The sequence below is a fragment of the Massilioclostridium coli genome (assembly GCF_900095865.1).
Classification (GTDB): Bacteria; Bacillota; Clostridia; order Oscillospirales; family Ruminococcaceae; genus Massilioclostridium; species Massilioclostridium facile.
The window spans coordinates 14,671-37,195 of record NZ_FMIZ01000004.1 but is presented as its reverse complement, the minus strand read 5'-3'; the positions used below and the strand labels follow the sequence as shown (position 1 = coordinate 37,195).

16 protein-coding genes and 1 tRNA gene are annotated in these 22,525 nt (G+C 35.9%); 11 read left to right on the top strand and 6 right to left on the bottom strand.

Features of this window, described 5'->3' with window-relative positions:
- Window positions 1–176 precede the first annotated feature (176 nt).
- Both BQ2683_RS00235 and BQ2683_RS00230 read right to left on the bottom strand, forming a co-directional pair.
- Window positions 177–581 (bottom strand): DUF2500 family protein, encoded by a 405-nt coding sequence (locus BQ2683_RS00235; protein ID WP_069986707.1) that lies wholly within the window; start codon window positions 579–581, stop codon window positions 177–179.
- Between the two features lie 25 nt (window positions 582–606).
- Window positions 607–1,632, bottom strand: a complete 1,026-nt coding sequence (locus tag BQ2683_RS00230) for an AraC family transcriptional regulator (RefSeq protein WP_069986705.1) — start codon at window positions 1,630–1,632, stop codon at window positions 607–609.
- A 205-nt stretch (window positions 1,633–1,837) separates the two neighbouring features.
- Between BQ2683_RS00230 and BQ2683_RS13590 the strand changes: the two genes are divergently transcribed.
- The 4 genes from BQ2683_RS13590 to BQ2683_RS13950 all read left to right on the top strand — a co-directional run bounded on the left by BQ2683_RS13590 (window position 1,838) and on the right by BQ2683_RS13950 (window position 6,334).
- A complete protein-coding gene (locus BQ2683_RS13590; RefSeq protein WP_235843868.1) occupies window positions 1,838–2,263 on the top strand; it encodes a hypothetical protein in 426 nt (141 codons plus the stop codon).
- A 66-nt stretch (window positions 2,264–2,329) separates the two neighbouring features.
- Window positions 2,330–4,027 (top strand): LPXTG cell wall anchor domain-containing protein, encoded by a 1,698-nt coding sequence (locus BQ2683_RS00220; RefSeq protein ID WP_235843867.1) that lies wholly within the window; start codon window positions 2,330–2,332, stop codon window positions 4,025–4,027.
- 445 nt (window positions 4,028–4,472) lie between these two features.
- Window positions 4,473–5,993 carry a polysaccharide deacetylase family protein gene (locus BQ2683_RS00215; protein ID WP_069986698.1) on the top strand — a complete coding sequence of 507 codons (1,521 nt, stop codon included), beginning with the start codon at window positions 4,473–4,475 and terminating at the stop codon, window positions 5,991–5,993.
- A 26-nt stretch (window positions 5,994–6,019) separates the two neighbouring features.
- A complete protein-coding gene (locus BQ2683_RS13950) occupies window positions 6,020–6,334 on the top strand; it encodes a magnetosome magnetite crystal formation protein family (protein WP_069986696.1) in 315 nt (104 codons plus the stop codon).
- Window positions 6,335–6,555: 221 nt separating this feature from the next.
- On the opposite strand, the gene BQ2683_RS00205 is transcribed toward BQ2683_RS13950, so the two are convergent.
- Entirely contained in the window at window positions 6,556–6,891 is a 336-nt protein-coding gene (locus BQ2683_RS00205) for a P-II family nitrogen regulator (RefSeq protein ID WP_069986693.1), read from the bottom strand.
- 282 nt (window positions 6,892–7,173) lie between these two features.
- Between BQ2683_RS00205 and BQ2683_RS00200 the strand changes: the two genes are divergently transcribed.
- The 4 genes from BQ2683_RS00200 to BQ2683_RS00185 all read left to right on the top strand — a co-directional run bounded on the left by BQ2683_RS00200 (window position 7,174) and on the right by BQ2683_RS00185 (window position 9,972).
- Window positions 7,174–8,430 (top strand): ROK family transcriptional regulator, encoded by a 1,257-nt coding sequence (locus BQ2683_RS00200; RefSeq protein WP_069986691.1) that lies wholly within the window; start codon window positions 7,174–7,176, stop codon window positions 8,428–8,430.
- A 151-nt stretch (window positions 8,431–8,581) separates the two neighbouring features.
- Complete coding sequence (locus BQ2683_RS00195) at window positions 8,582–9,238, top strand: Crp/Fnr family transcriptional regulator (RefSeq protein WP_069986689.1); 657 nt, start codon at window positions 8,582–8,584, stop codon at window positions 9,236–9,238.
- A 10-nt stretch (window positions 9,239–9,248) separates the two neighbouring features.
- Window positions 9,249–9,467 carry a hypothetical protein gene (locus tag BQ2683_RS00190; protein ID WP_069986687.1) on the top strand — a complete coding sequence of 73 codons (219 nt, stop codon included), beginning with the start codon at window positions 9,249–9,251 and terminating at the stop codon, window positions 9,465–9,467.
- A gap of 58 nt (window positions 9,468–9,525) precedes the next feature.
- Entirely contained in the window at window positions 9,526–9,972 is a 447-nt protein-coding gene (locus tag BQ2683_RS00185; RefSeq protein ID WP_069986685.1) for a GatB/YqeY domain-containing protein, read from the top strand.
- Between the two features lie 323 nt (window positions 9,973–10,295).
- Here the strand turns inward: BQ2683_RS00185 and BQ2683_RS00180 are convergent, their stop codons facing one another.
- Window positions 10,296–10,541 (bottom strand): FeoA family protein, encoded by a 246-nt coding sequence (locus tag BQ2683_RS00180; protein ID WP_069986683.1) that lies wholly within the window; start codon window positions 10,539–10,541, stop codon window positions 10,296–10,298.
- 78 nt (window positions 10,542–10,619) lie between these two features.
- On the opposite strand from BQ2683_RS00180, the gene BQ2683_RS00175 reads away from it, so the two are divergent.
- The 3 genes from BQ2683_RS00175 to BQ2683_RS00165 all read left to right on the top strand — a co-directional run bounded on the left by BQ2683_RS00175 (window position 10,620) and on the right by BQ2683_RS00165 (window position 16,183).
- On the top strand, window positions 10,620–10,868 hold the full coding sequence (locus BQ2683_RS00175; protein ID WP_069986681.1) for a Smr/MutS family protein: 249 nt from the start codon (window positions 10,620–10,622) through the stop codon (window positions 10,866–10,868).
- 88 nt (window positions 10,869–10,956) lie between these two features.
- Window positions 10,957–11,049, top strand: a tRNA-Ser gene (locus tag BQ2683_RS00170).
- A gap of 991 nt (window positions 11,050–12,040) precedes the next feature.
- Window positions 12,041–16,183, top strand: coding sequence for a glycosyl hydrolase (locus BQ2683_RS00165; protein WP_069986679.1), 4,143 nt, complete (start codon window positions 12,041–12,043; stop codon window positions 16,181–16,183).
- Window positions 16,184–17,032: 849 nt separating this feature from the next.
- On the opposite strand, the gene tnpA is transcribed toward BQ2683_RS00165, so the two are convergent.
- Window positions 17,033–17,491 (bottom strand): IS200/IS605 family transposase, encoded by a 459-nt coding sequence (gene tnpA / locus BQ2683_RS00160; RefSeq protein ID WP_069986677.1) that lies wholly within the window; start codon window positions 17,489–17,491, stop codon window positions 17,033–17,035.
- Window positions 17,492–17,704: 213 nt separating this feature from the next.
- Window positions 17,705–22,189 carry a family 78 glycoside hydrolase catalytic domain gene (locus BQ2683_RS00155; RefSeq protein WP_069986675.1) on the bottom strand — a complete coding sequence of 1,495 codons (4,485 nt, stop codon included), beginning with the start codon at window positions 22,187–22,189 and terminating at the stop codon, window positions 17,705–17,707.
- Window positions 22,190–22,525 lie beyond the last annotated feature (336 nt).

Below are 22,525 nucleotides of genomic sequence, written 5' to 3'. Positions count from 1 at the left end.
AGTCGACTCAAGATGTGATGAATTTTATCCCGCTTACATCACGGTCGGATCGGTATCTTACTATCATTGGAAGATTGTTATTAGTAGCCCTATTCACTCAATGTTTGGAGAATTTTGATAGGCAGCCTCCACTAGCAGAGATGGCGTTTTCCCTAATCAGCAAAAACTACCGGCTTTTAATCAAAGCCGGTAGTTTTATTTTCACTGGAAATTTCTTCTCCATATCTATTATTAAAATCTAAAAAATCATCCTCAGCTGTGATAAGTTCACCATACTCGTTCACTGAAATATCATCGTAAATATCCTCTGTAACAGAGAACCATTTTTGTTCCCCATCGTCAAATTGGAATAATATTTTATAATCCAAGTAACGCTCTGGAATATGGTAGCTTCCTATAATGACATCTTCCATTGTTTTGTCCACAACAATAGCATTTTTCTTTTCAATAGGAGACTCCTCATTTGATGTCTTTTCTTCCTCTTTTACCTCGATTTCTTTTGAACTCAACATATCCTGGACGATCATCCAAAGGATTAACAAAAAAATCCCTACAGCAATTATCAAAACAATCCAAATCATTACTTTATTCTCTCCTTCTAAGAATTTATTTATGTTGATTTCGATATGCAATGGGGGAAATTCCAAAATTCTTCCGAAACATTTTAATAAAATACCCCACATCCTTATATCCTATTAAATCAACGATTTCATTTAAAGAATATTCTGTATACAGCAAATAGGTGATCGCATTTTGCATTTTAAATTTGGAAACGATTTCGTTAAATTTATAACCAGTATGTTTCTGAATATTCAAGGATAAATGATGGGTAGAATATCCAAATCTTTTTGATAAATCATTTAAAGTAACATCTGCGTAATGTTCCCGGATAAAATTAAGAATTTCCACCATATTCTCAGGATAATTGCTTTTATCCCCCTGCTGACGCTCCCTATTTTTTTGCCTTGCAAACATAGACCATAAATCAATAAATTTCGCGTATAAACGCTGCTGATAATATGGCTGCCTTTGATAATACTCCACAATCATCTGATGTAAAATCAATTGTATTTCCGGCTCATTTTGAAAAATCAAGTACGGCTGGATCGGACTCATGCCTAGGCTTGTATCCAAAAACAAATTAGCTACACTTAGATTATTTAAGGCGGGATTATTTAAAATAGTGGCGGAAAATCCCTGCTTGATTACAATATTAAATAATAAAGTATCCTCATCATCTGTTTGTACGGTATGCTGGGCATAGGGGTTCATCAGTAAAATTTGGCCCTCATCCTGATGAAAAACCGTATTTGGCAAATAATTGGTTACCCCACCCTTATAAATATAATTAACCTCATAAAAATCATGATGATGTAAAACCGGCCCACTATCCGGGTTCATTTTCCCATCACAATATTTCGTATCCAATATATGTAAAGATACAGCAATATTCTCTTCCTTTAAAAATAACGGTTTGGAGAAAACCTGTTTCGATTCAAAATAAGTTTTACCAATTAATTTGTTGTATTCAAACACCCGCTTTAAATATTCAATAGATTCAGTTACCGCAGTCTCCAAATAAGGTTCCAGTTGAATAGAATGTTTCAATATACAATCCAAATCATTTTTCATGTTCCCTTTTCCTTTCCTGCCATTTTCTTTTATTATAGCATATAAAACATATTTTTGTTAAATACAATAAAAAAATTATGGAATAATTCGTTTTCCTCCCATAATCCATCCGTTTGTTCCCTATCACACCTTAAAATTGGATGGTCAAGAACAACTCTGTGAAAAAGTAAGGAACGATTTATATCAAACCAATACAGAGTTGTACATGGAAGAATGTCTGGACGTATTAAGAGAATGGATGCACGGCTTTGATATGAAATTACGGGCAGAAAACTCCTATGGAGCTAGATTCGATATTTCCCAGCCTGTCAAATCATTGGATTTTGTAGAAACAGAATCTTATGAATTTAACTCAGAAATTGACAGTTTCCGTGGACAATCTAGCGCCGCCCATTTATATAACAAAGTATATTCCAGTGAAACCGGAGCTTATCATAGTGAAAACTACTATCGCAACAATAATTATTACCGCCAGTTATACTATACACAATTCGCTTCCGGAATTCAGAAAACTGTTTTACATGGATATTCCTCTTCTTATGGTCCAGAAGTGCATTGTTCCTGGCCTGGTTATGAAGGAATGACAGAAATTTTTTCCGAACGTTTTAATAAACGTCAACCATCATCCTAGGATTTCCCAACAATTAACCAACATCTTACCAGGATTCAAACCGCTTTGATGTCTGGCGTTCCTCAAATGGATTTAGGAATTTTAAGATCCGATTATTTTTATAATAATGCTATGTTTATCCATGCTCCTGTAGATTTTAGAGAAAATAATCTCCGCTCCAATAAAGCTTATTATTGGCAGGATATGACCCTACAAAACGCCGGTTATACCTACGATTATTTTTCACCATACTTGTTGCAGGACGAAGATATTACCTGTTCCAACCAACTAGTACAAGCCGATGGCGTTGGATATCAGGCTCTGATAGTTTACCAGGAAGAATTACCTTATGAAAGCGCTCAAATATTATACCAATGGGCAAAAGACGGTTTGCCAGTCGTACTTGTAGATGGGGCTACAGAAGAACATGTACGTCCATACGAAATGAAATACAACCAAGGTGCTGCTTTGAGTACACCAGGAAACGACGGTAAAGATGAAGAGCTCACTGTTTTAATGGAACAAATGAAGCAACTAGAGAGTTTTACAACTGTCCAAACGGAGGCAGAAGCATATGATGCATTAATCAATTTAGGGGTACATCCACGTGCTGAATATACAGAATCCAACCAAAACTTACTTTCTGTACTACGTAAAGATGACGGTGCTAGCTATTTGTATGTTTACAACTACATGTTTGAACAAACAGAAAATTATCAGGGGCAAATCTCTTTAGAAGGAGTTTATAAACCATATACGATTAATACTTGGACAGGTGAAGTGGAAGAGGTTACAGAATACTCTATCCAACAGAACCGTACCATCTTAAATATTGACCTTGCTCCTGGTGACATTATGGTATTTGCTTTAGACCCCAACAGTCAGGACGCTAAAACTGTTGTTTCTACGGAAAATGTGGATAAAGTAGTTACAGATCATGGATCAACTACCCTTTATGTATCCGACTCAGGAAAATCTACTGTAAACTACAGTGATGGTACTTCCATTGAGGCCAATGAAATCCAAGTACCAGAGAATATTGTATTAGATAAATGGAATTTATCTGTAGAAGATTGGCAGCCAGGAGAAAAACAATACCGTACCGAAGATAGAGGCCTTGGCTATACGACAACTGAAGTAAGCTATACGACCGAAAAAGTTTCTATTGACGTTGGAGAAACTGAATTAATTCCATGGAAAGATATCCCACAAGTTGGAGACAAAGTATCAGGGATTGGCTACTATACTACTACCTTTGACTTACCAGAAGATTGGTCTAATCAAACAAATGGCTTAATATTTAACGCAGAATCTTTCAGCGGTGGAACCGCTACCCTGTTTGTAAATGGGCAACCTGTACCGATGAATATGAACAGCCGGTCAACCGATATTTCAGAATATGTTATCCCAGGCTCGAACCAATTAGAAGTGCGTGTTTCCAGCAGTTTAAGAAACCGTATGATCGTCCAGGGATATGATATATATTGGAATTTCCTCGGTTATTCTCACGAAGCTACCCCGGACAACTATGGTATGGTAGGGGACGTTACATTAAATACTTACACCAAAGTAACAGTAAACGATGAAGAACAACCTACCCCATCCAATCCATCTGAAACTCCTGTTCCATCAGAGCCATCTACTGAAAATCCAAGCCAAACTCCATCCCAACCAGATGGAACAAAACCACCACAAACAGGCGATGCTGGTCCTATCCTAGGAATATTAGGATTATTCGGAATTACAGCAACTGCCATCGTCATCTCACGCAGAAAAAAACTGTAATATCACTTTAAAATTCTTTTTCTTATAAAAAATCCGTCAGAAAAACTCCTGACGGATTTTTATTTATATTGACTGCGGTACTTTCTAGATGAAATACCATAATATCTTTTCAATATCTATGCTTAAATTCCTTCCAACCCGTCCTTTTCTTATTTTAACATGTTAAGTTCCGAATTCCATCTAAACTCTATTAATTACTGTATCGTTTTATTGCCTTTTATGAAGTAATATGGGTTGTAAAATTAGATGAACTCATGAAAAAATGTAAAGAATCTTTAACGAATAATAACATGGTGGTTACAGAGGATGATACTGTTTTTTTCAAAAATTACAAAGCTTTTACAAATCATCTCAATCCAATAAATACTATTGTTTTTCTATAATAAGCTACTATAATTAAAATTAAATTGACATGTCAAGCAAAAATTCGACAGAAGGTGGCATAATGAAAAATAGAGCAGAAAAAAACAAAAAAAATTTTTTTATCCGTATTATAACCTTAATTTTGGCAATTATTTTATTTAGTATTGCCAGTTGTATGGCAGTTGTCTTGCATCAACGTACTAGGGAACAAAGCGATTTACAATTAAAAAATACTGCATATCACAAAGTAGATCCACAGCGAGATATTGGTGAAAAACAGGAAAAAACAGAATGTACCAGCCACTATGTATATGATATCCAGTATCCGCAATTAAATCAAGAGGAAATAGATCAGGATATTGCCACAATGGTAGATGACATTGTCAATCATTTTATTGAAAACCATAAGCAAAATAAGCCCAAAAATCTTGACGAACGTCCAGTGCTATCTATTGATTATGAAAGTTATCAAGCGACTGATCAATTAGCTTCTATTTTATTTACTACTACAGTGTCTGTAAAAGGGGAAGAAATCGCAAAACAATACACTGGCGTTTCCTATCAAATTTCTACAAAACAAAAAGTTGGATTAACAGATATTTTTCAGAATCAATTTGTGGATCCCCTCTCTACAAAATTGGAACGATATTTTACCCGAAAAAACCAATATCAAAATTACTTAAAAGATGTTCCTCTAAAACCCCAGCTTCAGAATTGGTTAACAGAATCCCCTCAATTTGTACTGACCAAAGAAAACTGTAAATTCATTTTTAATTATAATACCATTTTTCCGAATGAAATTGGGATTTGTACCGCTGTAATTCCTTGGAATGAACTACAGGATATTATGAAACCAGGGTTAACCACTCCAACACAACCAGATCAAAAAGAAGAAAATCCTAGTTCTGGTACTTCGCCTGAGCAGCCCCAACCGCCAACAGAAGCACCAAAACCGGATGATACACCACCTTCTCAGCCGCCATCTAATCAACCAACTAAAAATGGTAAACCACTATTAGCGTTAACCTTTGATGATGGTCCGAAAGCATCTTCTACCGAAAGAATTTTGACCTTATTAGAACAAAATAATGCAAAAGCCACTTTTTTTGTTGTGGGACCACAAGCAAAACAATATCCTGATACATTACGACGAGCTGTAAACATGGGATGTGAAATTGGAAACCATACAATGGATCATCTTACGCTTACCAAACAGACACCAGAAGTAATGATATCTCAAGTAGACCAGACAAACCAGATTGTAAAAGAAATAGCTGGAGTGTCACCCCGTTTGGTACGTCCACCAGGAGGTGCCGTAAACGATACTGTAAAATCCACCCTATCTCAGCCTTTAGTGCTATGGTCTGTAGATACAAGAGATTGGAAAACACGAAATGCACAGGCTACGATAGACCATATTAGAAAAAATGCTGCCCCAGGCCAAATTATTTTGATGCATGATATCTATAGCACAACAGCAGATGCATGTGATACAATAATACCAGAGTTAGCAAAACAATACCAGTTGGTTACAGTGAGCGAACTTTTTGAAGCGTATGGAATCTCAATGACAGGGGGAAAAACATATTCCCAAGCAGAATAATAGTTAAGAACAATGAGGTGGCGCTTATGATTTGTAAAAAGGACAAACTGTTGTCAGCGACTGCTTATAGTGGGGTTTTATTTTTTCTTCCTTTATTGTTTGGTGATCATCCCACCTTTTGCCGATATCATGCGAATCAAGGTTTTTTACTGTTAATATCAGGTATTGTAGTAGAAATATTCCTTTACTTTGTTTCGTGGATTTTTATTGTAGGATTTGTGTTGCAAGTTTGTTTGACTATTATTTGGGTTTGCCTTGCAGTTTGCGGAATCTGCCATGCCCTTTCTGGAAACGAAACGCCCATCCCTCTTATTGGTTCCCACATCAGGTTTTTTTCATGAAATCCAAAAAATTTATCGTTGTCAAGTATAAATAATGACATGCAGGCATGTCTTGTATCCATCTTTAAGATCATCTAAATTGGAGAAACATAAAGGCTACAATTTTTTAAGGTATTTTAATAATTAATAAATCAAAATAAATATCCCCCGGCATAGCCGGGGGTTTTCTTATACAATAAAAGCCACCAGCATTTTTCATGCTAGTGGCTCATTATGTGTTATTATTTGGATAATCCTTTTACATCACTTATAGGAAGGGTAAACATAATTCCTGTATTAGGTTTACTCAAATCACCAATTACTTCCTCTACTACTTTCACAAAAATAGCTTCCTGCTCATCATCCACCACGGTAAAGATCGTTTTATTATCTGGTAAATCTGGATCCAACAAAGCTTTCAAAGAGTTCATCAATTTACTTTCCTGATGATTATATAAAGAATGGGCCATACCAGTACTATTAATAATAGTAGCACCCTTCACTCCTTGGTTTGCTAACTCTACCATTAAATTATCCAATTTACTAACATTATTCAATACTAAAATCAAAAGTTTCATTACCAAATCCTCCCCACACTATCTTTTATTTTCATTTTAACATATTGCGCAAGCAAAAACAATATATTTTGATAAAGATTATAATTTTTAACAGATGCGTTAAAAATTATGAAAAAAATTTATTTTTTGTCAAAATAAAACCTTTCTATTGCATTTTTTAAAAATTTTTTCTTTCTATTTATAGTTTTAGTTAAAACAAACACTTTTTTCATTGACTTTAACAGAAAAATACGTTAAAATAAAATTAATAAGTAATTTTGTAAAAAAAAGGAGTTGATAAATATGGAACAGTCCGGTATTAGCAAGTTAGATCTAAAACGTTGTAACCGTATGCAAATTCTTAAATTACTCCGCCAGCACGGACCTACTTCCAGAATAGACATCTCTCGTTCATTAGAGCTTACACGGGCAGCTGTTACAATTATCACAAATGAAATGATGGAAAATGGCATTTTATATAAAAAAGGAGAGGCAAACCCAAACGGAAAAAAAGCAACCAGAGGGCGAAAAAAAGTTTTAATTGATATTGCGCCCAACTATAAATTTGTGTTTGGTGTAGTGGTAGACCGTGGTGTGATTAGTGTTGGTTTATCTAACCTTAATGGAGATGTTCTCGGTAAACGTTCGGAACGTCTGCCTGATATGTTAAACGTACAACGGATGCTAGATTCTATTGCACGCCATGCAAAAGATATTAAAGCGGAAAGTTGTTTAACCAATGATCAAATCCTTGGAATGGGGCTTTGTATCCCAACTCAACACTTTACAGAACTTGGCGTGATTCCAAAAGGAGAAAAGATGGATTTTACTCCTTTGACAAAGCCGTTAGAAGAAATATTAGGATACCGTGTTGTGGCAGAAGAATTGGTAAACTCTCTTGCTTTAGCTGATATTGATTTTGGTTACGAAGAAGATAAAAAACCTCGTAATATGGTGTTTGTTCGCTACCGTAAGGATATTACATCATCTGTAATTATTGACAACTCCATTTATTTTGGGATCCATCATAACGCATGCCAATTTGGCCATTTAGTAGTGGATCCAAATGGCCAACACTGCAAATTCTGTGGATGTGACGGCTGTTTAAGTACCATTATTTCAGGGGAAGCAATGACTAAAAAAATAGATGCTATCTACTCTCCTGAAAACACCCCTAAACTATTTGCTGCTTTAGGGCCAGATTCAAAGGCACCAGGGCAACGTGTTTTAAATGAGGCAAATTTATTTGGTGACCCAAAAATTTGTGATATTATTGCGGATTGTGCTAAATATTTTGCAATGGCAATTATTAACACTGTTCGAATGTATGACCCAGAAAGAATTGTATTTTTTGGAAAAATGTTTGAAAATTCTGCTTTGGTAAACTTTCTACGGCAACAGCTTTCTTCTTATTTAGATTCTGAAATGCTCAGCCTAATTTCTATTAGTAAGATTAAAACAAAAGCAATCTATTTGGCAGGTTGCTCCACAGCGGTAAGAGAATTATTCATCAAACGCGGTGGATTGGACGATAATTCTTTCATAGAAACAGAGGATTAAATGAATTATGATACAGTATAGATTTCTATACTGTATTTCTATTTATTAAGCAAATCTATTTCAAATTGATTATATAACGTTCATATGGTATACTATTTATATCTTAATGAAAGCATTTTTATGAAAATATATGCTGTTAGGAATGAAAAAAATGGAAGATTGTAATCAACAAATATTACAGCAGTCATTTTTATTTCAAGGACTATCAAAGGAAGAGTTTCAAGAACTGCTGGTTTATTTTCCATCTCCTGAAGTATTTGCCAAAGGAGAAATTATCTATTCTCGGTCCCATTTTCGAAAGGCGATTGGTATTATTTTATGTGGAGCTGCCCAAGTAACTTGTGGGAATGGCACATCACAAATCCTAGTAAACCAAATTGTACCAGGTAATATATTTGGCGCTACTACTTTATTTGAAGAACAAAGCTATTATGTAAACGAAATTAAGGCGGAAAAAGCTACTACTATATTGTTTTTATCCCAACAAACATTAGCTTTGATTATGAAAAAATATTATATCATAGCAGAAAACTATATTCGGTTTCTATCTAATGGTGTTCGGTTTTTTAACCATAAAATAGCAGGATTTGCATTGGGTTCTTCTCACCAAAAAGTAGCTATGTACTGTGCGCAGCATTGTGATAGCCAAGGGCGAGTTCAATTTTCTCAAAGTATGGTATCCTTAGCAAAAATTCTTCATATTGCCCGCTCCAGTTTATACCGTTCTTTAAGCGAACTGGTAAAAACCGGCTTTCTTAGAAAAGAAGGAAACTATTATTATATGCAAAATGACTCTTTTCATCCATAAGGAGCTTTTTATGAAAGGCTTAGATCATCCATATCGTACCCATGTCCCAGGAAAAGTTATTATGTTGTACGAATGTTGCAAAAATAATATGGTTCCCACTGGTAGGATGCTTCATTGCAAACAAGGAGATTTTCCATTGCTTGTATGTTCTATCTGTAAAAAAGAATACATCTTTTTCCAGAGACAATATCGTTGGATTGAACAAAGGTTAAAATATAATATCACATAGTCAAAAACAATATTAAATTTAATTTTAAAATCTATTAAAATGGTAGGAGGTTTTTAATATGAGTAAAATGGACGAAGTAAGAAAAGCAATGATGCAAGCCTTAAAAAACAAGGAAATGGATCGAAAAGAAACGTTATCTTTATTGTTATCCGCTCTAAAAGCAAAATATATTGATAAACGGGAGGACTTAACCGAGGAAGAAGAAAACGCAATTATATTAAAGGAAATTAAACAAACTCAGGAAACTATGGAAAATGCTCCAGATGGACGGGATGATATCCTTACAGAATGCAAAAACCGTTTGGAAGTATTAAATGAGTTCGCTCCAAAAATGATGGATGAAACAGAGATCAAACAAGTAATTCAATCTGTATTAGATCAATTAGGAATTACCCAACCTACCGTAAAGGATAAAGGTATTATTATGAAAAACTTAATGCCTTTGGTAAAGGGAAAGGCAGATGGTGGTCTAGTTAATCGTTTGGTAGGAGAATACCTAAAATAATATATTTCTTTGATAAAATAGTTTTCTTATGTATCAATAATAGTAGTTTTCTTTTTTCTATTCTTTACAGATTAAATGTTAAATATCCTAAAATAAGCGTTCCATTTATTTTTTAACGGGGCGCTTATTTTAGTACTATTGTATTGCTCGTTATTTCATAACATCTAAACCTGTATTTTCAATATTATTTGATAAAGTATTGTTAGTCAAAAAACTTCTATGTTACAAACCAAAATTCTCATTTTTAAAAAACGTTTTTATCCACTAAACAATATAAATTAAATCCCGTTTGACGAACTAGAAAACTGATATTGTAGAACTAATTATTCTTTTTTACGAAAAAGTATTTTTACTTGTATTTGCATCGCAGCAGAGCGAGCAATAGCCAATGAATACCCTCGTAAATGTAGTTCCATTGGGTCCCCCAAAGGGGCATATTTATGAACTTTTATTTGTACTCCTGGAGTTATGCCCATTTCGATTAACCGTTTTCGCAAAGCTTTATTTCCCCATATGTGCAATACAACACATGTTTGTCCCGGCCGTAAATGGTTTAGTGTTAATTTCACTTTTTTCACCTACTTTATTGATTTCAGCTCCCTTTTATGTTACACTAGTACTAATTTTATAGGAATAAGGTTAATATTATGACTTTAGATAATAAAAAACAAATTATAACTGTGGATCTACACAATATGGTAAAAGAACAAGCGAAACGTTATTTAGAACAACTTTTAAACTCTATTAGTATAAATGTAAAAGAAGTTCATATTATCCATGGGTATCATTCTGGTACAACCCTACAAAATATGATTCAAAAATGTCTGAAACATCCTCGTATCAAGCAAAAGATAAAATCATTTAATCAAGGGGTTACAATACTTTATTTAAAATAAAAAAATTTTAAAAAAGATATTGACATAATTCGATCATCATGCTATAATAATTAAGCTGTCTGATGAAACAGCTTACAATTTTATAACTGGAGAGATGGCTGAGCTGGTCTAAGGCGCACGACTGGAAATCGTGTGTAGGGCAAACACCTTACCGAGGGTTCGAATCCCTCTCTCTCCGCCAGATTGAGTCCGGACGCATATTGTGTTTGGACTCGTTTCTTTTATCAAGGTAATTTTCTCACAACCAAATCGCATCTATTTTGTTTGACCTTTCTAAACTAAGTCCGAATGTATATCGCATTCGGACTTTTTTCTTTTTATAAATTACAAGTGTCATAACTCACATCAATCAAATAATCTATTTTGAGAATATAAAACAAATAAGTTTGAATGTAAACTATATTCGAATTCTTTTTTAGATTATGATGATAGATCGCAATAAATAACTTGTTATTTTGAACATGTGATATGGCGAACTGAATCTTAGATATAATTTATGCTTTAGACAATAAGATATAATTACATCTACGGAAAGAAAAATGTATAAAAAATATTGAATGATATATGGATACCAAAAAATAAAATGTTGATTATAGGATACTGGAAAATATAATTAGATACTGGTAATTTTTTCTTATTTTTGGCTTTATCTGCATTGTTTCTACCTTTGTATACATCTATAAAAAGTTTGTCATTTACTATACAAGAAACTTTCTGTTTTTGTTTTTTAAATCCGCAACCCTTTCCATTGACAACAATTTTAGCGTTTTATATAATATTTTTATCATAATTATTAATATTTATATCATTTTTACATATAGTTCCATTCATAGATCGAAACAATGAAAAATATCATTATCAATTTGCAAATCACAACTTTATATTTAGGGATAGCTACTATTTTTTATATTCACTAAAACAGATGCGAATATCTAACCTACTGCTAATCGGATCCATGTTGAAGTTTGAGTTTCAATTTTTCCAACAGTATGGATAGCTGCCATAAAGGAGGTGTATATGGCATATTACCGCATCTTTGTTTTATAAAATTTAAGGTAAAAAGTAAAGGGGGAATATATTTTTAAAGCAAATAGATTCTAACCAGAAATAATAATGAAGAGGAAACTAATTTTTTAAAAAAGAGCCGTTCGCAAAGGAAGGAAGAAAAAGATATGTCCAAAAAATTAAAATCAAGTCTAGCTGCATTACTAGCAGCCATTCTTGTTACCGCATCGCTTCAGCCAATTAGTACTGTTATTGCGGCAACAGGAAGCGGAAAAATTCCCACAACAAATGTGGAAGATTCTTTTACTCAAAAATTACATCAAATGTATGACGAACCAGAAGAAAATTTTTGGCCATGGGCACGTTGGTGGCTAAATGAAGGACATCATACCGATGCGACTTTGGAAGAAGAAATGGAAAAAATACATGATCAAGGTTTTTCTGGTGTCGAAGTTTTAGCTATGCCTGATAATGGTGGTGCTTACGATTCACAGCGTTCCTACTATGGCTGGGGTTCTGCCGAATGGGTCAATGATACAAAACTTCTCATAAAAAAAGCAACTGAACTGGATATGGGTATTGCTATGACAAGTGGTACTAACTGGGAATCTGCAAATCTCCCTGATACCTTTACCTATGATGGAGAAAGCTTTAATCCAGACAATAAAGCCGCTTTGAAACAATTAAATATAACAACCAATACAGTCGAAGCTGGACAAAGCTATTCTGGAGCTCTTACACTCCCTACAATCCCGGATGCAATCAAAGAAATATATGAGCCTGAGTTTGAGTTGCAAGGTGTTTATGCATATACACTGGAAAGCACTGAATCCAATGGTAGCAGGATCAATGATGTTAGTGTTGGAGAATATCAGGTTCATGATATTACACCTGTTGACCTAATGGCAGAAGGAGCAGTGGATACCAACACAAATACAGTAGAATATACTAATAACACAGGTTATCCTGTCCATATTGTGGCAATATGGCTTCATGGTACCTGTCAAACCGCTGAACCATCCGTGGCTACAAACTATACTGTCAATTATATGGACCCCTATGGAATCGAAGCTTTGAAAGAATATTGGGATGAATATATTCTTACACCGGATATGGAAGAATTAATCCGGGAAAACGGCAAGGTAGAACTGTATATGGACTCTCTTGAACTAAGCTGTTTTAACCGTAATAATCGGGAAATGATTTGGGGCTTAGAGATGAGAGAAGGATTTATGGAAGAATATGGATATGATCCTATTCCGTGGATTCCATTTGTCCGTGGTAACCACCGCTCCGGTGGAGCTACTAGCTTTTATGAAGCTTATTCTGACGCAGATAAAGGCAAAACTGCTCAGGTCAGAAACGATATCCTAGAATATGTAACTAAAATGTATTCAGAAAACACACTGGAACCTCTGCGTGAATGGCTGCATGAAAAAGGTATGACACTGCGTGCAGAAATTTCCTACAACCAGCCTTTTGAAATTTCGACTCCGGCTGAGTTTGTAGACGGTGTTGAGACGGAATCCCTTGACTTTGAATCACAAATTGACCGATACCGTGGTATGTCCGGAGGAGCCCATGTATTTAATAAACTATATTCTGTTGAGATGGGCGCTTTGGGTAACGCAACCTATAAAATGAATATTGACCAGCATACACAACATATTTATGCAGCATTTGCTGGCGGTGTCCAAAAAAATGTGTTACATGGTTATTCCAGTATTGTAGGTAGCGACCAAGTATTATGGCCTGGAAACGACGGAATGCTAAATACCTATCCAGAACGGTTTAGTGAAAGGCAACCATCCAGCATTCATTACAAAGAATGGACAACCATGATTTCCCGCTATCAAAAAATGTTGCAACAAGGCGTTTCAAAAATGGATTTTGCAATCCTACGTACCGACTATCACTTTGATAGTTTACACCGTAGAGCGGAGGCACTCCAAACACCTGCACAATATGAAGTAGGCCATTACTTCAGAGATTTGACTATGCAACAGATGGGTTATAACTATGAGTACTTTGCTCCATCAATTTTAGAAAATGAAGAATATATTGAATTTAAAGATGGACAGATTAATCCTGACACAATGGGATATAAAGCTGTCATCCTCTATCAGGAACAGATCTCACTTTCCAGCGCAAAAAAACTGCTTGAGTTTGCTCAGCAAGGTTTACCAGTTGTATTTGTAAATGGGTTGAGTGAAGTAATTGAATGCCAAAGCGATACTGTTTACAATACCTGGCAGCATGGAGAAGCAGCTAGCAAATCCATGTACAGTTATGATTCTGATGAAGAAGTACAGGCAGTTGTTGCACAAATCAAAGCTTTACCAAACTCAAGGACAGTGACTGCATCTGAAAATGGTATTGATAATGATGCTTACTTAGCATTGCAAGAACTTGGCGTTTATCCACGTGCAGCATTTGATGAAACCAATCACAATATTGTAACTACAATGCGTGAAACTAATGATGAAGTTTATCTGTACGCATATAACCACAGATGGGATCAGCAAGAAGCTTATGAAGTTGAAATCACACTCGATATACCTGGTAAACCTTATCAATACAATGCTTATACTGGTGAAATAGAACCATTGAACTATAGTTTACAAAATGGTAAAACAGTATTTTCCTTAACAGTTGAACCTGGTGACGCCACTATGGTAGTACTGGATAAAAATAGTGCCGATAGCCTACATGTTGTCAGTACAACTGCAGATAAAGCATATATTTCAGAGGGTTCCGTTTATATGCTCGCTTCTCAAACCGGTAACTATACGGCTACATTAAGTGATGGTTCCACTGTAACACAAGATATCACGGTTCCAAATGATATTGAGTTGCCAACCTGGAATTTGACTGTTGAAAAATGGTCTCCAGATTTGAACGGTATCCAAGAATATGCTACAGAATCCCGTCCAGAAGGTTGGGCTTCTGATATTATCGGTGAGGAAGCATCAGAACGTCTCTTTGGTGATCCTGTTTCTCCAGCTTATTCCTCTACAGAATATATTTGGCCTACTAGCAAAGAAAATATTAATGTTGGTCCAATCTCTGACCTTATATCCTGGAAAGACATTCCGGAATTAGGTGAATATGTATCCGGTATTGGATATTATGAGACAACATTTACCCTTCCAGATAACTGGAATAGTAGTAATGGTGCATATTTGGATATTGAATCCATTAGCGGACAGACAGGTGCTGTTTATGTTAATGGACAAAAGGTATCTGTATTAAATCCACGTGACACTGTAGCCGATATAACAGATTTCTTATCTCCTGGAGAAAATACAATTAAAGTTGAAGTTACCAGTATTTTAATGAATGCTTTAAGGGATTTATATCGTCCAGGTGGATTATATGAGGAACACACTACAAATGACCGGTATCCTGGATGGACAGGAAACGCTGATTCTGAAAACAATCAGTCCCGCGATTTTGGTATGACAGGTAATGTTGTTTTAAAAACTTATACCAAATCAGTAACTGTAGAAGTAAATAAAGATATCTTAAATTCTGTGATTACCTATGCAGAAAATGCAAAATCAAGTGGTGAATATGATAATGCCATTGAATCGGTACAAAAATCCTTTGATAAAGCATTGGAAAATGCGAAAGCAGTGGCAGACAATGCGGTAGCAACACAGAAAGAAGTGGATGTTGCATGGCAGACCTTGTTGAACGAAATCCATAAATTAGGATTTATCGCAGGGGATAAAGCAGAACTAGCAAGCTTAATCGAAGCAGCAAACGGAATTAATGCTGAACTAGACCGTTATATAGAAGCAGGCAAAGCGGATTTCACCGCAGCATTGGAAACAGCACAAGCAGTTTACCAAAATGGTGATGCAATGCAGTCAGAAATCAATGAAGCAGCAGATAATCTGCTAAACGCAATGCTGAACCTGAGATACAAAGCGGATAAAACCATCCTGGAAGAAGTGATAGCGGAAGCAGGAAAAGTAGATGCAAACGTATACACAGCAGAAAGCTACGCAGTACTGACAGCAGCAGTAAATGAAGCAAAAGCAGTACTGGAAAATGAAAACGCAACCCAGGAAGAAGTAGATACAGCAGTAGCAAGTGTACAAGAAGCAATGAAAGGTTTGGTAGCAGTAGAAAAAGATACTACGGAAACACCAGACACAGACAAAACAGAAGGTACACAAACAGGACAAGAATTTACAACAACCAAAACAAACGCAGCGAAAACAGGGGATATAACCCCAATCGCAGGAGCGATAACAATAGTAGTAGCAGGAACAGTACTGTTGATTTCCCACAAGAAAAAATAATATGATCAATCTTTATGTTCTTTTTCTCTATAAATAAATTAAAACAATCTCCTTATCAGCCACAGGTCACTTTAATAGTGACCTGTGGTTGTTTTTTACGGTAAAAAAATATTGACAAAAATATAAAAAGAATCTTCTAATCCATTTTTTAAAATTAATTTTACATCTAAATATTTTATCATTTTATTTGTATAAGATAACTTTTAGGGAAATAATGGATTGTCTATTTGTATAAATTATTGTTATGAATATTATGAGTATTTTTATTGCACTATAACCCATTTTACAAGTCATAAAACCCCATTCGTTTTCATGAATTTTTATTTAGCATATAAAATAACTTATCTGTTCAATTACACAAAATATGATCTATTTTTTAATCTCTAAATTTACATATTGAATTTATAGATTGTATTATACTATTTGTAACAATCAAAACAAAGATATTACGAAAAAAGCATAATTTTTATTTATCACTCAATAGATTCCAATTGTTGTTTTTACTATCTAAAAAATTTATTAGATACTAAAATCATGATATTTTTTAAAGCACTTCCCCTCAAAAAACTACCAAAGTTTATCTATTTTCATCTATAAAAAAGTTATATTCATTTAAAACCTACACCATAGGAAAAAATAGTTTCAGATTAGTGCTGAATTCAACTATATCGTCCGTCATAACAGATACCGTAAGAGTAACGCCTATAATATGATAATGTTGCTAATAACGACAGATAAAAAATAAATATCCCCCGGCATAGCCGAGGGTTTTACAGATGCGCCTGTAAGGCTCTGTTACTAGCAGCGCCCCCAGGCGCTTTTTACGTCCTCACACCTGCGAATGGATTGTTACTTGCTACCCGTAAACGGGTCCATGTATTCTTTCAATGTTAGTTGGTCATGTAATTGGTCTTCTTTCAGCTGATCTTGTATATACTCTGCTATCTTTTTCTTATTCTTCCCTACTGTATCTACATAGTATCCCCTGCACCAAAAGCTTCGGTTCCCATATTTATATTTTAAATTTCCATGTCTTTCGTGTATCAATATACTGCTTTTTCCTTTCAAATATCCCATGAATCCTGATACACTTTCTTTTGGTGGTATTTCTACCAGCATGTGTATGTGATTTGGGCACACTTCCGCCTCTATTATCGTTATCCCTTTCCATTCGCACAATTCCCTTAATATTTTCCCCACTTCTACTCTGTGCTCTCCATAGAAAATTTGCCTTCTGTATTTTGGCGCAAAGACTATGTGATATTTGCAATTCCATGTTGTGTGTGCTAAACTTTTATTGTCATTCATCTCGAATGCCCTCCTTTTGGTTTTTTGTGCAGTTGTCAGGCCGCACTTATATTTTACCAAAAGGAGTTTTTTTGCATACTCACCGCTAAAGCTTTTGGGAACCCCTGACACAGTCGGGGGTTTTCTTATACAAGTAAAATAATAAAAATCAGGGGTCCGATTTGGATCCCCTGATTTTTATTACTAAGAAAGAAAAAATGTCCCTAATTCAAGTTATTTTTTCTTACGGGAAATCAACAGTACCGCCCCTGCTACTACTGCCATTGCTGCCGCTCCTGCAATTGGAGCAAAATCTCCTGTTTTCGCTGCGTTTGCTTTTGGTGTGGTAGATTCTTGCCCTGTTTGTGTACTATCCGCTTTGTTGTCATCTGATGTTTCGGTAGATGGTTTTTCTACTGCTACCAGACCTTTCATTGCTTCTTGTACACTTGTTACTGCTGCGTTTACTTCTTCCTGGGTTGCATCTTCGTTCACCATCACTGTGTTCGCTTCTGCTACTGCTGCTTCCAATACTGCATAGCTTTCTGCTGTGTATGCATTGGAATCAACTTCATTCGCTTCTGCAATCACTTTTTCCAGGATAGAATTATCCGCTTTGTATCTCAGATTTAACATCGCGTTCAACAGATTACTTTCTGCTGTTTCGATTTCTTCCGCCATTGCATTGTCTTTATCCATTAATAAATCTTGTGCTGCCTTCAATGCTTCTAAGAATTCTGCCTGACCTGCTTCTACATAGTCATCCATATCGTAGCTTTCTGCCAATGCTACCAAATCTTCCAAAGAAGTAATATCGCCTTTCACAAAGCCTAGTTTATGAATTTCTGTCATTAATGCTTTCCATGCTGCATCTACTGTTTCCTGATTTGCTGCTGGATCTGCTGCTACTTCTTTCGCTGCATCCAATGCTGCATTAAAGGTTTCCTGTACATCTTTGATGACATTGTTAAAGTCATCAGATGCTTTCTGTTCTTCTGCGTAGGTAATCACTTTGTTCAAGATATCTTTATCTGATTCTTCTACTACGCTACCTTGTTCACTCGCTACAAAGTGGTAACTTCCACTGCCTACTGTGTATACATAGTCACCGTTTTCTTCCTGGCCTACATAGGTTATTCCATTTCCATCTTTCTGGAAAATATCATTGCCAGATTCGGTAATAGTTTTCGCGTCTTTCATTGGGATTTTAATCGTTGCGGTACTGTTTGCTGGAACAGTTACATCCCATATCAGGTCGCCGTCTACTATATCCCAATTGGATTCCGCCAACCCTCTAATGGTATCAATCGAACTATCTACATATTCTAATTCACTTTCGATACCTGGGCGATAGGTAATTTCCTCATAACCTGCTTCGGTTTCGGTAATTCCTCCCAGTCCTTTAAACATCCAGGTTGCTGGACCGCCTCCCATCATGGCATGGTTTTGGGAATCATAAGCACCTACATCATTTGGAGTTAAGTTAGAGTTAAAGGTTTCACCAAATTTATCCCAATATTCCCACAAGGTTGTCGCACCGTTATCAATCATATAGCCAAAAGAACATTTTTCTGGGGTTATAGTCATATCCAATAATGTTTTATGCTGGTTGGCTTCTCCCAGTGCGCTGTAAATGGATTTTGTTCCCAATACACCGGTTTTAATGGTGGTATTAGCGTTGGTAACAGCGTTCACCAATGTTTGTACTACCGCTTCTTTATTTTCAGGTGGTACAATTTCAAAATCCAATGCCATTGCATTTGCAGTTTGGGTTTCGGTACTGAAATAAGTCTCTTTATTATAGGTATTCTGCAATGCCTGATATACATTATCTAAATAAGCATCTAACTCTGTATGGTCTTCTCCGATAACATCCGCCATTTCAGCTAATAAGCAACCACAATAGTAAAAATATGGCGCAGTTAAAAATCCACGGTCAATTTTTCCTTCCTGGTTATCGTATCCCAGCCAGTCACCATAAACATTATCAGTTACAATATAATCCCCATCTTTATCCAAAGATTTATAGTAATCAAATACCCTTGTCAATGGTTCATATGCCATTTCTAGATAATATGGATCTCCTGTCTGCATATAGGTCTGATATGGGAAAACAAAATAAGCGGATGTCCAGGTAATATCAAATCCAGCATTAGTGGCAATATCAGTAGAAACCCAAGGTACCACTGTAAATGGCTGCCCTTCTTCAGTAATGTCCAAATACATAGTTTTCATAAATGCTTCCGCTGTAGTATAATCATCCAACATCATTGCCGCAGATTCTTTAATAACGGAAGCATCCCCAGTCCAACCATTCTTTTCACGTTGTGGACAATCGGTATAATTGCTCATCATATTAGAACGTTGGGATTGGTAGTACATATCAAATACCTGATCCAAACGGTCATTGGAAGAATCAAAATAACCTGTTTGTGTTACATCATCGCTGACAAAGCAAGCGGTGAAATCATTCGGGTCAAATTCTCCCTGAACCCCCTCTACCGCTACATAACGGAACCCAGTATAGAAAAATCTAGGTTCAAAGCTATCTTCCCCTCCGGAAAGGGTATAACTACAATATGGGTGGTGGAAGGTTGATGTCCCGTTAATCGAACCATCTTCATTTAGCAATTCCGCATATTTTACAGAGATCGTGGAACCTTTTGGTCCAGTGGTATCTACTTTTACATAACCCTGCATATTTTTTCCGTAATCCAAAACATAATTGGTAGTTGGTTCAATAAAACCAGCCCATTTGGAAGAGTCTATTTTATCAAAATTATCCTCAAATACCACCTGCCCGTTTTGAGTAACACGTACATAATCCACTGTACTGCTTTCATCTATGGTTGTACGGAATCCCAATGGTCCTGTCGTACTACCTTCTGGAAGATCTACTTCATCCACTAAAATATCACCAATATAGGTAGCCACATGGTTGCCTTTTACTTCAATTTTCATATGTACCCAATCATTGATTGGATCAACCCCTGGTGTCCCAAAAATGCCTTTAATATCAGTCCAATCTCCTGGTCGATGCAGATAAAGCGCACCGTTGTTATCTGGTTTAATCTGCCACATACATGGGTTTGGATTTCCACTACCAAACAAAAATCCGAATACACTGTTAGTTTTTGCTGCTACCTCAACGGTATAATCCCCACTAAAAGATTGGTTGGAATAGAATGTACCACAGTTGGTTGGCAGAACCAACGCCCCATCTTCCGCATAGGGACGAGTTTTATCCACAGATATACTTTCATGGACTGAAATTGGTTTAATTTCATCAATTACTTTTGTACCGCTGATAGAAGGGACTAAATCAGGAGAAGATGGAAAATTCCATTTTTCATAATCTACTGTATCGAAATTATCTTCAAAGATCACCTCTCCATTTTGTTCTACCCACATTTTGTCCAAATCAAAGGATTCATTTAAGGCCGCTCGCATTCCTATTGGACCAGTCGTTTCCCCTTCTCCTACAGTGGTGGTATGGATAGTGTTTCCATTGACAGAAGTTGTTACTGTTGTTCCTTGGATCGTAACGGCAACATCAATTGGAACGTCTTTTTTTATATCATCGCAAGGGATGGTATCTACTGTTGTCCACTGTCCTGGATGGTGGGCACGCAATACTCCTGCCCCTTCCACATTAAACTGCCACATGCCAGGGTTTGGATTTCCATGTCCAAATACTAACCCATACGCATTCTGTCTTGGAGTTACTGTTGCGTGAATGGTATAATCCCCACTAAAAGATTGTTTGCTGTAATAAATACCGCTATTGGAAGGGATACGTAATTGTCCATCCACAATAGTAGGTCCTGCTGGTAATGCGTTTGACCAGGTTTCATCCTCTACATAATCGTTAGTATCCCAACTGTCACGCAAATTGGCATTGACATCTTCCCCAGTAGATAAATTTTCTCGTGTAATTTCTGATTTTGCAGAAGCCCTCCAATTGGTATCAGTAGAGATCGTTTGGGTCGTACCATCTTTATAATAAATTTTTATCATACCAGCAGCACGATCACCCAGCGAATTGACACCGCTTACCATAACGCCAATTGTATTTTTTCCGTCCTGCAAATAAGGCAAAATATCATAAGTATTATAATAACATTCTAAATCAGCAACCGGTTTTTTAGGTGCCAACACCATATCCCCTACTTTATTACCATTCATTCGCAGCTCCATATAAGAAGTGCTACCTATATAAGAACGTGCCCGATCTATGTTTTCCAATGGCTGATCCAGCTCAAAGGTTTTTCTCAATAAACTATCGGAAGCAATCCATTGCCCATCCACTTTTGCCGGAGCGGTTTCGATCGTTTTAGGATCACTCCAACCGGATTCTGTTCCACTTTGGTCCTTAATATTGACTTGATAGGTGTACACTGTTTCCGGCTTTAGCCCTTGTGGCCGGATACCTGTTTGTTGGTCTGATGTAACCCATCCACTGTCCCATACAATGGTATCTTTGCTATCCTTTACGATTACATGGTATTCGGACTGTACCATACCACGGTTTTCCGCATCAATTTCCCAACCAATCCGCACATTATCAGCATCAATTCCCAGATCATAGCGGGAACTTGTTTGAAAAGCAGATACCTCCAAACCGTCATCTTCCAATGCAAATGCTGGAAGCACTGTACCAATAACGGATACTGCCATCGTTGCAGAAAGCACAACGCTCAAAAGTCGTTTTAACTTCATATTTTCTTTTCCTCCTTGAACATAAAAGATAAGTTTATTATACTCTGCTATAAATTACATCATAATAGAATAAATAAACAAAAATAGTTGATTTTTATTAGATATATTGAACTGTTTATTGTTAAAAGTACCTCTATAAATTTTTTTATTGAAAAAATCGCACTTTTATTTGGATATTCAGTACATTCTACTTTTGATAGGCACTTCAAAAAATATTGACTCGATATAGAAAATCCGGTAATTAATTCATTCTAAAAGGAATCATATGATAATGTGTCATATATATTTGCTGAAAAGCTATATCATGACATGCAAGATATTTATACATAAAAAATA

Bases quoted from the DNA above. Each gene is read 5' to 3' on its own strand.
- BQ2683_RS00235 (WP_069986707.1), bottom strand. From the start codon at position 581: ATGATTTGGATTGTTTTGATAATTGCTGTAGGGATTTTTTTGTTAATC.
- BQ2683_RS00230 (WP_069986705.1), bottom strand. From the start codon at position 1,632: ATGAAAAATGATTTGGATTGTATATTGAAACATTCTATTCAACTGGAA.
- BQ2683_RS13590 (WP_235843868.1), top strand. From the start codon at position 1,838: ATGGAAGAATGTCTGGACGTATTAAGAGAATGGATGCACGGCTTTGAT.
- BQ2683_RS00220 (WP_235843867.1), top strand. From the start codon at position 2,330: ATGGATTTAGGAATTTTAAGATCCGATTATTTTTATAATAATGCTATG.
- BQ2683_RS00215 (WP_069986698.1), top strand. From the start codon at position 4,473: ATGAAAAATAGAGCAGAAAAAAACAAAAAAAATTTTTTTATCCGTATT.
- BQ2683_RS13950 (WP_069986696.1), top strand. From the start codon at position 6,020: ATGATTTGTAAAAAGGACAAACTGTTGTCAGCGACTGCTTATAGTGGG.
- BQ2683_RS00205 (WP_069986693.1), bottom strand. From the start codon at position 6,891: ATGAAACTTTTGATTTTAGTATTGAATAATGTTAGTAAATTGGATAAT.
- BQ2683_RS00200 (WP_069986691.1), top strand. From the start codon at position 7,174: ATGGAACAGTCCGGTATTAGCAAGTTAGATCTAAAACGTTGTAACCGT.
- BQ2683_RS00195 (WP_069986689.1), top strand. From the start codon at position 8,582: ATGGAAGATTGTAATCAACAAATATTACAGCAGTCATTTTTATTTCAA.
- BQ2683_RS00190 (WP_069986687.1), top strand. From the start codon at position 9,249: ATGAAAGGCTTAGATCATCCATATCGTACCCATGTCCCAGGAAAAGTT.
- BQ2683_RS00185 (WP_069986685.1), top strand. From the start codon at position 9,526: ATGAGTAAAATGGACGAAGTAAGAAAAGCAATGATGCAAGCCTTAAAA.
- BQ2683_RS00175 (WP_069986681.1), top strand. From the start codon at position 10,620: ATGACTTTAGATAATAAAAAACAAATTATAACTGTGGATCTACACAAT.
- BQ2683_RS00165 (WP_069986679.1), top strand. From the start codon at position 12,041: ATGTCCAAAAAATTAAAATCAAGTCTAGCTGCATTACTAGCAGCCATT.
- tnpA (WP_069986677.1), bottom strand. From the start codon at position 17,491: ATGAATGACAATAAAAGTTTAGCACACACAACATGGAATTGCAAATAT.
- BQ2683_RS00155 (WP_069986675.1), bottom strand. From the start codon at position 22,189: ATGAAGTTAAAACGACTTTTGAGCGTTGTGCTTTCTGCAACGATGGCA.